The 11,218-nt window shown below is 65.9% G+C and carries 11 protein-coding genes and 2 tRNA genes; 5 read left to right on the top strand and 8 right to left on the bottom strand.

From position 1 onward, the window contains the following. A partial coding sequence (locus A5727_RS26735; RefSeq protein ID WP_157521587.1) for an MMPL family transporter occupies positions 1-927 on the top strand: 927 nt, incomplete at its 5' end. Between the two features lie 43 nt (positions 928-970). Continuing rightward, on the top strand, positions 971-1,255 hold the full coding sequence (locus A5727_RS26730; RefSeq protein ID WP_068257822.1) for a hypothetical protein: 285 nt from the start codon (positions 971-973) through the stop codon (positions 1,253-1,255). A 178-nt stretch (positions 1,256-1,433) separates the two neighbouring features. On the opposite strand, the gene A5727_RS26725 is transcribed toward A5727_RS26730, so the two are convergent. Both A5727_RS26725 and A5727_RS26720 read right to left on the bottom strand, forming a co-directional pair. After that, positions 1,434-1,853, bottom strand: a complete 420-nt coding sequence (locus A5727_RS26725; RefSeq protein WP_068257824.1) for a DUF5078 domain-containing protein — start codon at positions 1,851-1,853, stop codon at positions 1,434-1,436. A 59-nt stretch (positions 1,854-1,912) separates the two neighbouring features. Next, the gene (locus A5727_RS26720) at positions 1,913-2,299 is read right to left on the bottom strand and encodes a DUF732 domain-containing protein (RefSeq protein ID WP_068257821.1); all 387 of its coding nucleotides are present in this window, start codon (positions 2,297-2,299) and stop codon (positions 1,913-1,915) included. A gap of 76 nt (positions 2,300-2,375) precedes the next feature. On the opposite strand from A5727_RS26720, the gene A5727_RS26715 reads away from it, so the two are divergent. Together A5727_RS26715 and fdhD are read left to right on the top strand one after the other, a co-directional pair. Beyond that, entirely contained in the window at positions 2,376-4,688 is a 2,313-nt protein-coding gene (locus A5727_RS26715) for an FdhF/YdeP family oxidoreductase (RefSeq protein ID WP_068257820.1), read from the top strand. Then, positions 4,676-5,503 (top strand): formate dehydrogenase accessory sulfurtransferase FdhD, encoded by an 828-nt coding sequence (gene fdhD, locus A5727_RS26710; protein ID WP_068257819.1) that lies wholly within the window; start codon positions 4,676-4,678, stop codon positions 5,501-5,503. The genes A5727_RS26715 and fdhD overlap by 13 nt, the downstream gene beginning before the upstream one ends. Positions 5,504-5,653: 150 nt before the next feature. Here the strand turns inward: fdhD and clpX are convergent, their stop codons facing one another. The 6 genes from clpX to A5727_RS26680 form a co-directional block, all read right to left on the bottom strand. Further along, positions 5,654-6,940 carry an ATP-dependent Clp protease ATP-binding subunit ClpX gene (clpX, locus tag A5727_RS26705; protein ID WP_068257818.1) on the bottom strand — a complete coding sequence of 429 codons (1,287 nt, stop codon included), beginning with the start codon at positions 6,938-6,940 and terminating at the stop codon, positions 5,654-5,656. 630 nt (positions 6,941-7,570) lie between these two features. Continuing rightward, entirely contained in the window at positions 7,571-7,876 is a 306-nt protein-coding gene (locus A5727_RS26700; protein WP_068257817.1) for a hypothetical protein, read from the bottom strand. A 167-nt stretch (positions 7,877-8,043) separates the two neighbouring features. Further along, positions 8,044-8,661, bottom strand: a complete 618-nt coding sequence (locus A5727_RS26695; protein WP_197507765.1) for an ATP-dependent Clp protease proteolytic subunit — start codon at positions 8,659-8,661, stop codon at positions 8,044-8,046. 32 nt (positions 8,662-8,693) lie between these two features. Beyond that, entirely contained in the window at positions 8,694-9,278 is a 585-nt protein-coding gene (locus A5727_RS26690) for an ATP-dependent Clp protease proteolytic subunit (RefSeq protein ID WP_068257815.1), read from the bottom strand. A gap of 100 nt (positions 9,279-9,378) precedes the next feature. Beyond that, positions 9,379-10,770 (bottom strand): trigger factor, encoded by a 1,392-nt coding sequence (tig, locus tag A5727_RS26685; RefSeq protein WP_068257814.1) that lies wholly within the window; start codon positions 10,768-10,770, stop codon positions 9,379-9,381. 53 nt (positions 10,771-10,823) lie between these two features. Then, positions 10,824-10,897, bottom strand: a tRNA-Pro gene (locus tag A5727_RS26680). A gap of 154 nt (positions 10,898-11,051) precedes the next feature. Between A5727_RS26680 and A5727_RS26675 the strand changes: the two genes are divergently transcribed. After that, positions 11,052-11,125, top strand: a tRNA-Gly gene (locus A5727_RS26675). The last annotated feature ends 93 nt before the right edge of the window (positions 11,126-11,218 follow it).

The following is an 11,218-nucleotide window of genomic DNA, read 5'->3' as shown; positions in this document are numbered from 1 at the left end:
TATCAGACGCAGAAGGGCATGCAGGACCAGATGTCGGCCATGCAGGAGAACTCGACTGCCATGGGCCAGGCCTTCGACGCATCGAAGAACGACGACTCCTTCTATCTGCCGCCGGAAACCTTTGAGAACCCGGACTTCAAGCGCGGCATGAAGATGTTCCTGTCCCCGGACGGGCACGCGGTGCGGTTCATCATCAGCCACGAGGGTGACCCGATGAGCCCCGAAGGCGTCAAGCACATCGCCGCGATCAAACAGGCGGCCAAGGAGGCGCTCAAGGGAACCCCCTTGGAGGGCTCCAAGATCTACCTCGGCGGCACTGCGGCGACGTTCAAGGACATGCAGGAGGGCGCCAACTACGACCTGCTGATCGCCGGTATCGCGGCGCTGTGCCTGATCTTCATCATCATGTTGATCATCACGCGCGCCATCGTGGCCGCGGCGGTCATCGTCGGTACGGTCGTGCTCTCGCTCGGTGCCTCATTCGGTCTGTCGGTGCTGATCTGGCAGCACATCATCGGTCTGGAGCTGCACTGGATGGTGCTGGCGATGGCGGTGATCGTGCTGCTGGCCGTCGGTGCGGACTACAACCTGCTGCTGGTGGCGAGGTTCAAGGAGGAGATCCACGCCGGGCTGAACACCGGCATCATCCGGGCGATGGGCGGCACGGGTTCGGTGGTGACCTCGGCGGGCCTGGTGTTCGCCTTCACGATGGCCTCGATGGCCATCAGCGAACTGAAGGTCATCGGCCAGGTCGGCACCACCATCGGGCTGGGCCTGCTGTTCGACACGCTGGTCATCCGGTCGTTTATGACACCCTCGATCGCCGCCCTCCTCGGCAAATGGTTCTGGTGGCCGCAGCGGGTCCGCCAGCGCCCGGTGCCGGCACCCTGGCCCAAGCCGCAGTCCGAGGAATCGGCTTCCGTCTAAGCTGGTACAACGGGCATTGGACACCGATGCTGGGAGGCAACACATGAGTTCGATCAAGACCGCGCTGTCCGCGGTCACCGTGGCAGGCGGCCTGACGGCGGCAGCTCTGGGTCTCGGAGCAGCGCTGGCCAGCGCCACTCCCCCGCCCCCGCCGCCGCCCGCACCCGTGGTGGGCGAAGTTCCACCGGCGTGGGCGCCGCCGAAGCCCGCCGAGTTCTGGCTGGGCCAACCCGTGGTGTGGTTCTCAGGATGGGGCGGACGCTGGGGTGTGTGGATCAACGGCGCCTTCATGCCGCTGACCTCCAACCCCGTCACCGGCGGCGGCTAGGCCGGTAGGGCTGGTCCTCTGCTCACGAGGCTGTAGTTGCCGTGGTGCGTACTCGCGCACTTCGCACGGCAGCTGCGGCCTCGACGCATGTCCTGCCCCGGACAGCCCCTGACAGACCCAGAAACGACGACGTGGGCGCAGCTTCCGCCGCGCCCACGTCGTCAAAAGGCTTGAGAACCTACAGCATCCAGGTCCACACGCCCGGGTCAGAGACCGGGTATTCATTGCAGACGTCGGTCGCATGGGCCGCGACGCCCTTGTTGTTGAAGAAGAGCTTGGCCCAGTTGCCCCACCGCGTCGCCATCTGCTCGAAGTAGACGTTGGTGGCGGTGTTCTCGGAGTACTGCCGACGACCGGCGTAGTCCAGCGAGAAGAACCAGTAGATCCGGTCCCGCGCGCCCTGCTGTACGTCGAGAGGCCGGTTGTTGTAGTCGATCATGTACCGCTCGTAGTACACCGGATTGGTGTCACGCACCGCCGCCATGTACTGGTCGACCGTGCAGGTGGTCTTGAGGATCCGGTTCGGAATCGGATAGTCGTCCGTGCTGTCGGCCGCGGCGATACCGGGCGCGGCCGCCAAACCAGCACTGACGGCCATTGCTGCCACCCCCGCGCGCAGCAATCGCTTGTGGTCGAACACATTCCCTCCCTGGGTGATCAGTTCCCTCGCTCAGCAGGCAGAGCGGGGCCGGACGGGTCGACAGGCGGCGCAACCGGTTGACCGGCGGCCTGCTGCAGGACGTACTGCTTGTCCGGGCAGTAGGTGGGGATGGCCAGGCCGAGGAACTGCCACGCCTGCTCGGTGGTGCTCTCCTTGTCCAGCTGGTTGAGCACGAACTCCGCGGAGGCGAACGCGTCCGCGTCGAGACCCCGAGCGAGGCGCTTACAGGCGATCTTCCCTATCCAGGCGTTGTAGTCCTTCTGCCCGTAGATACCGTAGATGTGCAGTGCGTTGGTGAAATCGGTGTCCGGATCGGCCTGTGCCGGCGCGGCCAACCCCAACGCCACAGCTACTGCGGCAAACGCAATACTGGCTGCCTTCATCCCATGATCTTAGCTTGTCGAACAGTTCTGCGGACCTGATCCTCGACGTTACCGACCGGCGGCATAGGCTTGGGCCATGGATCTTCGCCGCCACTCGGACCATGACACGGACATCTCCTTCGATGAGCACGCGGTGGTCACCACGGGCCGAAAAGGCGAGGCCGCAGGGGTCAAGGCGGTGTTGGTCTCACTGAATCGCGCCCTCGAGCAGATGGGTCCGCTTCGTACCGCGGCCACCCTGACGCGACTCAACCAGCGGCACGGATTCGACTGCCCCGGCTGCGCCTGGCCGGAGGTCCCTGGGGGCCGCAAACCCGCCGAATTCTGTGAGAACGGGGCGAAGGCCGTCGCCGAGGAGGCCACCAAGCGCACCGTGACACCGGAGTTCTTCGCCCGGCATTCGATCGCCGAGTTGGCGGAGAAGCCCGAGTACTGGCTTTCGCAGCAGGGCCGGCTCACCCATCCCATGGTGCTGCGCCCCGGCGACACGCACTACCGGCCGATCTCGTGGGACGAGTCCTACCGGTTGATCGCCGAGCACCTCAACGCCCTCGACGATCCCGATCAGGCCCTCTTCTACACCTCGGGCCGGACCAGCAACGAGGCCGCGTTCCTCTACCAGCTGCTGGTCCGCAGCTTCGGCACCAACAACCTGCCGGACTGCTCCAACATGTGCCATGAGTCGTCGGGAACGGCGCTGGTCGACGCGATCGGAGTCGGCAAGGGCTCGGTCTCGGTGCTCGACCTCGAGCACGCCGACTGCATCGTGATCGCGGGGCAGAACCCCGGGACCAACCATCCCCGCATGTTGTCGGTGTTGGAGACCGCAAAGGCCAACGGCGCCAAGATCATCGCGATCAATCCCCTGCCCGAAGCCGGCCTGATGCGCTTCAAGGACCCGCAGAAGCTGCACGGTGTGGTGGGTGACGGTGTCGCCCTCACCGACGAATTCGTGCAGATCCGCATCGGCGGTGACATGGCACTGTTCGCGGGGCTCGGGCGGCTGCTGTTCGAAGCCGACGACGCCGCGCCGGGCACCGTCATCGACCGGGACTTCATCGCCGCACACTGTGCGGGCTTCGACGAGTATGAGGCCCAGACCCGGGCCGTCGACCTCGACACAGTCGTCGAGGCGACCGGCATCCCGCTCGCGCAGATCCAGCGGGTGGCGCAGATGCTGATCGAGTCCGAGCGCACCGTCTTCTGCTGGGCGATGGGGCTGACCCAACACCGGCATGCCGTGGCGACCATCGGTGAGGCCACCAACCTGCTGCTCATGCGCGGCATGATCGGCAAGCCCGGGGCCGGCGTGTGCCCGGTGCGCGGCCACTCCAACGTCCAGGGTGACCGCACCATGGGCATCTGGGAGAAGATGCCCGAGTCCTTCCTGGCCGCGCTGGACACCAGGTTCGGGATCAAGAGCCCCCGGCGGCACGGGCACGACACGGTCGACGCGATCCGCGCGATGCGCGACGGGCGGGCCAAGACGTTCATCGCGATGGGCGGCAACTTCGTCTCAGCAAGCCCCGACACCGAGGTCACCGAGGCCGCACTGCGCCGCTGCGACCTGACGGTCCAGATCTCGACGAAGCTCAACCGCAGTCACGTCGTGCACGGGCGTACCGCGCTGATCCTGCCGACCCTGGGCCGCACCGACAAGGACATCCAGGCCAGCGGAAAACAGCTAGTGTCCGTGGAGGATTCGATGTCCGTGGTGCATCTGTCCCGCGGCAGCCTGCGGCCCCCGAGCACCGAGCTGCGCAGCGAGGTCGCGATCGTGTGCCAACTCGCGCGTCAGGTCCTGGGCTCCGACCACCCGGTGCCGTGGGAGTCGATGATGGCCGACTACGACCGCATCCGCGACGCGATCGCCGATGTGGTGCCCGGCTGCACCGACTACAACAGGCGCGTCCGCCAGCCCGACGGGTTCCAGCTCCCCCACCCGCCGCGCGACTCTCGCGAATTCCCCACGCACACAGGCAAAGCCAACTTCTCCGTGAATCCGCTGGAGTGGGTTCCGGTGCCGCCGGGACGGCTGATCCTGCAGACACTGCGCAGCCACGACCAGTACAACACCACCATCTACGGCCTCGACGACCGCTACCGCGGTGTCAAGGGCGGCCGCAGGGTCGTGTTCGTCAACCCCGCCGACATCGAGGCGCTCGGACTCACCGAGGGCGCTCGAGTCGATCTGATCTCGGAGTTCGACGACGAGGAACGCGTCGCGAAAGACTTTCTGGTGGTGCCGTATTCGACACCGGTCGGCAACGCGGCCGCCTACTATCCGGAGACCAATCCGCTGGTGCCCCTCGACCACACAGCCGCTCGGTCCAACACGCCGGCGTCCAAGGCCGTCGTGATCCGACTGGAGCCGGTGTGGGCCGGGTGACCGCCCGGCGACGGGCCACCCACCTGTCGTCCACCCATGCCACACAGCGGCCGGAGACGCTGGCTGTCGAAGAACCGTTGGAGATCCGCCTCAACGGCTCCCCGCTGACCGTCACCATGCGCACGCCGGGCTCCGATGTCGAACTTGCGCAGGGGTTTCTGCTCACCGAGGGGATCATCGGCGAGCGCGGCGACGTGTCGAACGTCCGGTACTGCCGGGGCGCGACCGAGGACGGCGCCAACACCTACAACGTCCTCGACGTGACACTGGCCCCCGGCGTGCCTCTGCCCGACGTGGACGTGCGCCGCAACTTCTACACCACGTCGTCCTGCGGCATCTGCGGCAAGGCATCGCTGGATGCGGTCGCCGCTGTCAGCCGGCACGCTCCCGGTGACGATCCCAGCGTGATCTCGGCCGCGACGCTGGTCGAGCTGCCCGCCAAGCTGCGGACGGCCCAGAAGGTGTTCGCCAGCACCGGTGGCCTGCACGGCGCCGCGCTCTTCACCCCCGCCGGCGAGCTGCTGGTCACCAGGGAGGACATCGGCAGGCACAACGCGGTCGACAAGGTGATCGGCTGGGCGTTGGAGGACAACCGGGTTCCGTTGACCGGCACGGTGCTGCTGGTCAGCGGTCGGGCGTCGTTCGAGCTGACCCAGAAGGCGGTGATGGCGGGCATCCCGATCATGGCCGCCGTGTCGGCGCCGTCGTCGCTGGCGGTCGACCTCGCCAACCAGTCCGGACTGACGCTCGTGGCGTTTCTGCGCGGCGAGTCGATGAACATCTACAGCCGACCCGACCGCGTCAAGCACGACTGAGCGGGCGCAGTCTCCTCGAAAATGCATTCAGGGTCGTGATCCTCGAGGATTCACGACCCTGAATGCAATTTCGGCGTGGCCGAGGGCGTCAGGCGGATTCCTCGTCGCCTGACTCCTCAACGCGGCTCGTACCTCGCCGCTTGATCGTCGTCAGGCGGTCTTGTCGCGGCGCTCGGCCCGCGACGGCTTGCGCGGCACAATCGTCGGCAGCACGTTGTCGAGGACGGTCTCCTTGGTGACGACCACCTTGGCGACGTCGTCGCGGCTGGGGATGTCGTACATCGCGGGCTGGAGCACCTCTTCCATGATGGCGCGCAGACCACGGGCACCGGTGCCGCGATGGATGGCCTGGTCGGCGATCGCGTCGAGGGCTTCGGGTGTCATCTCCAGTTCGACGCCATCCATCTCGAAGAGCCTGGTGTACTGCTTGACCAGGGCGTTCTTCGGAGTGGACAGGATCTGCACCAGCGATTCCTTATCCAGGTTGGTCACGGACGCCACGACGGGCAGACGACCGATGAACTCAGGGATCAGCCCGAACTTGATCAGATCCTCGGGCATGACCTCCGCGAAGTGGTCCTGCGTGTCGATCTCGGCCTTCGACCGAACCTCGGCGCCGAAGCCCAGTCCGCGCTTGCCGACTCGATCCGAGACGATCTTCTCCAGGCCCGCGAACGCACCCGCCACGATGAACAGCACGTTGGTGGTGTCGATCTGGATGAACTCCTGGTGCGGGTGCTTGCGGCCGCCCTGCGGGGGCACCGAGGCCTGCGTGCCCTCGAGGATCTTCAGCAGCGCCTGCTGCACACCCTCACCGGAGACGTCGCGGGTGATCGACGGGTTCTCGCTCTTGCGGGCGATCTTGTCGACCTCGTCGATGTAGATGATGCCCGTCTCGGCACGCTTGACGTCGTAGTCAGCGGCCTGGATCAGCTTGAGCAGAATGTTCTCGACATCCTCGCCGACGTAGCCGGCCTCGGTCAGCGCCGTGGCGTCGGCGATGGCGAACGGCACGTTGAGCATCTTGGCCAGCGTCTGCGCCAGGTAGGTCTTGCCGCAGCCCGTCGGCCCGAGCATCAGGATGTTGGACTTGGCCAACTCAACCGACTCCGACGAGCGCGAGTCCCGACCGCCCTTCTCGCCGGCCTGGATTCGCTTGTAATGGTTGTAGACCGCGACGGCCAGCGTCCGCTTGGCAGTGTCCTGACCAATGACATAACCCTCGAGGAACTCGCGGATCTCGGCCGGCTTGGGGAGCTCATCGAGCTTGACGTCATCGGCGTCGGCGAGCTCCTCCTCGATGATCTCGTTGCACAGGTCGATGCACTCGTCACAGATGTATACGCCGGGGCCCGCAATGAGCTTCTTGACCTGCTTCTGACTCTTTCCGCAGAACGAGCACTTCAGCAGGTCACCGCCGTCTCCGATGCGCGCCATGTGGGGGGGTCCTACTTCCTGTCGCAGTCACTCATTGATGGGTTACTCCGGGTGTGAACCCGACGCTACCCGTTAGCTCCGTCGCGGGGCGACCGAAGGGCCGAATCGCGGCGGTGCCGTTTGTTCGCGTGCAGGAGAACATATCTCTCGCGGTGAGCTGTTTCCCGGCGGCACGCTGGTCGTGTCCCACGCGTGTTGTCCCAGTTACGCAAATGCGGTCGAAACGCATGTTCACGCCGAACCCAGGATACCTGCCAGGACGAAACACCTGTTCGCGCCGAAAAAGGCCGTCACCTGCCTGCTCCGGCCGCCTCCGCCCGGCACCGCGCCGGACCTGACAGGCCCTGCCCCGGTCCCTGCCGACGCTCGGACTCCGGCCATGCCGACGCCTATCACCGCATGATCGGCCGTCCACTGACAACGGACCACACCCAGCCTGCAGCGCCGTGCACGCGTGTATCGATGTCATAAGTTGTTCAGCGTCATCGAACGGCTGGCCAATCGAACCTGGCACGCCAGGACTGTGTATCGGTGGAAGCTGGCCGCCTCATCCCTGGGCCGCACCGGGCCGCAGCAACGCGCAACTGGGAGTGTGATCGGCGACCGCGCGACCAGATTCAGCCGCTGACGCTAACGAGGACCCAGTCCCCCGGGCCCGACTGGTCCGGGGCCGACCGGACCGGGACCAACCGGGCCTGGGCCGACCGGGCCGGGGCCGACCGGGCCGACGACACCGCCAACCCCCACTGGACCGGCCGGGCCGAGGACGGGGTTCACTCCGTAGGGCAGGCATTGCACCACCGCCGGGTTCCAGTACATCCCGACCGGACACACCGGATCGTCGGCCAAGCTCATGGCCGGCGATACCGCCTGCGCGCCCAGCGCGGCACCAAACATCAGCGCCACCAGCGTCACGCGTCGTCCATTGATCGGCATCACTGCCACCTCCCACAAGTCATCGACGGATCGAGGATCTCACCCGCCACTCGCCGGGGAGGCAGTTTTGACGCAAACGGCAATTAAGGAACGTCGCACCCACCCGGGGCCCAAACACTCGACCCCGGCTCGCGATGCGAACCGGGGTCGAGTCAGTGTTCTGGCGATCAGGCGAGCTGCGCGGACAGCTTGCGGTACTCCAGCACGGTGTCGATGATGCCGTATTCCTTGGCTTCTTCGGCCGTCAGAATCTTGTCGCGGTCAGTATCCTTGCGGATCTGCTCGGGCGACCGGCCCGTGTGCCGCGACAGCGTGGTGTCCATCAGCGTGCGCATGCGCTCGATCTCGGCGGCCTGGATCTCCAGGTCTGAGACCTGACCCTGGATCGCACCGCCGACAGCGGGCTGGTGGATCAGCACACGGGCGTTCGGCAGCGCCATCCGCTTGCCGGGCGTGCCCGCAGCCAGCAGCACCGCAGCGGCCGACGCGGCCTGGCCCAGGCACACGGTCTGGATGTCGGCGCGGACGTACTGCATGGTGTCGTAGATCGCCATCAGTGACGTGAACGAACCGCCCGGGGAGTTGATGTACATCGTGATGTCGCGATCGGGATCCAGCGATTCCAGCACCAGGAGCTGGGCCATGATGTCGTTGGCCGAGGCGTCGTCCACCTGCACGCCGAGGAAGATGATGCGCTCCTCGAACAGCTTGTTGTACGGGTTGGACTCCTTGACACCGAAGCTGGAGTGCTCGATGAACGACGGCAGGATGTAGCGCGACTGCATCGGGTTCGCGGCTGCGCCGTTAACAGACTGGGTCATGAGGCACTCCCGTTCAGGTGGGCGCGGGTGATGATGTGGTCGACGAAGCCGTACTCAAGCGCCTCCGACGCGGTGAACCAGCGGTCGCGGTCCGCATCGGCCTCGATGCGCTCCAGCGGCTGGCCGGTGAACTCGGCGTTGAGCCGGTTCATCTCCTTCTTGGTCAGAGCGAACTGCTCGGCCTGGATCGCGATGTCCGCGGCGCTGCCACCGATCCCGGCGGACGGCTGGTGCATCATGATCCGCGCGTGGGGCAGGGCGAACCGCTTGCCCTTGGTGCCCGCAGCCAGAAGGAACTCACCCATCGAGGCGGCCAGGCCCATCGCGTAGGTCGCGACGTCGCACGGCGCCAACACCATGGTGTCGTAGATGGCCATACCGGCCGTCACCGAACCACCCGGTGAGTTGATGTAGAGGTTGATGTCCTTGGTCGGATCCTCGGCGGCGAGCAGAAGAATCTGCGCGCACAGCCGATTGGCGATGTCATCGTCGACCTGGGTGCCCAGGAAGATGATCCGCTCGGCGAGCAACCGCTCATAGACCGAATCCGTGAGGTTCAGGCCCATCGCACCGGAACGCATTTCAGTCACGGCTACCTGCTTTCTCGTATGTGTTCTCGACCGACACTAACGAACCTGCGGCGGCGCGCATGCCGGAGGACACGCGCTTTCGCTCACAGCGTCACTCGGTGGTGTCGGTGTCCTCGCCGGCGTCCTCGGCCACCTCGGCGTCCGCGACCTCGACCGTCTCGTCGTTCGACCCGAAGAATTCGCTGGTGTCGATGACGTTGCCGTTGGTGTCGGTGACCGTCGCGGCCTCGACGACGGCGGCGACCGTCAGGCCGCGGCGCACGTCGGCGTACATCGCCGGCAGCTGGTTGTTCTGCTGCAGGAGCTGGATCAGCTGCTGGGGCTCGATGCCGTACTGGCGCGACATGAGCACCAGGCGCTCGGTGATGTCCTGCTGCCCGACCTGGATCTCCAGGTCGTCGGCGATGGCGTCCATCAGCAGCTGGGTCTTGACGGCCTTCTCGGCGTTGCTGCGCGTGTCGGCGTCGAACTCCTCGCGCGAGGAGCCCTGCTCCTTCAGCATCTCCTCGAACTTGGCCTCGTCGTGGTCCAGACCGTGGATCGCGTTGTGCACGGTGTCGTCGATCTGGGCCTGCACGATCTTCTCGGGCAGCGGGACCTCGACCTGCTCGAGCAGGGTCTCCAGCGCGGCGTCGCGGATCTTCTCGGCCTGCTGGATGCTCTTGAACCGGGTCACCTGCTCGGTGAGGTTGTTCTTGAGCTCGTCGATGGTGTCGAACTCGCTGGCCAGCTGCGCGAACTCGTCGTCGGCCTCGGGCAGTTCACGTTCCTTGACGGACTTGACCGTGACCGTGACCTCGGCGTCCTGGCCGGCGTGCGGGCCCGCCACGAGCTTGGTGGTGAAGACCTTGGTCTCGTCGACCGACAGGCCGATGATGGCCTCGTCGAGGCCCTCGATGAGCTGACCCGAACCCACCTCGTGGGACAGGCCCTCGGTCTTGGCCTCCGGCACGTCCTCGCCGTCGACGGTGGCCGACAGGTCGATCGAGACGAAGTCGCCGTTCTCGACGGCACGATCGACGCTCTTGAGCGTGCCGAAGCGGGCGCGCAGCGACTCCAGTTCCTTCTCGACGTCCTCGTCGGCGACCTCGACCGGGTCGACCGTGATCTTGAGGGCGCTCAGGTCAGGCAGCGTGATCTCGGGGCGGATGTCGACCTCGGCGGTGAACACCAGCTCCTGGCCGTCCTCCAGCTTGGTGATCTCGATCTCGGGCTGGCCCAGCGGCTTGACCTCGGTGGTGGTGACGGCCTCGCTGTAGCGGGTGGGCAGCGCGTCGTTGACGACCTGCTCCAGCACGGCGGCGCGGCCGATGCGGGCCTCCAGCAGCTTGCGGGGGGCCTTGCCGGGGCGGAAGCCGGGCAGCCGGACCTGCTTGGCCAGCTGCTTGAACGCGCGATCGAAATCGGGTTCGAGCTCGTCGAACGGGACCTCCACGTTCAGGCGCACCCGGGTGGGGCTCAACTGCTCGACGCTGCTCTTCACTTTCGGTACTCCTCAGATGGATCTGCTGGACGTTGACGGGGGGTCGTACTCGGTCGGGGTGACAGGATTTGAACCTGCGGCCTTCCGCTCCCAAAGCGGATGCGCTACCAAGCTGCGCTACACCCCGAATGCTGGTCGGGCGTTCGTTAAGAAAGCCCACGGCATCCTACGGCCTGCATGCAGCACAGAGCCAAGTCACCTGGCACATGCGAAGGTCTGACCGGGACCTGAGTTGAATATGATCTCGGACGGGCCGTACAGTTCTGGCTCGAGCACAACACGCGGGCGTAGCTCAATGGTAGAGCCCTAGTCTTCCAAACTAGCTACGCGGGTTCGATTCCCGTCGCCCGCTCCAAGAAACAAGAGGTCAGGCCGTGAATGCGGTCTGACCTCTTGTTTTGTTCAGTCCCCACCCGATCCAACCCCCGTCGGGTTCGCAGGCGCACGC

Source organism: Mycobacterium sp. ACS4331 (genome assembly GCF_001667265.1).
Taxonomy (GTDB): Bacteria; Actinomycetota; Actinomycetes; order Mycobacteriales; family Mycobacteriaceae; genus Mycobacterium.
This window is presented reverse-complemented; position numbering and strand designations above follow the sequence as displayed.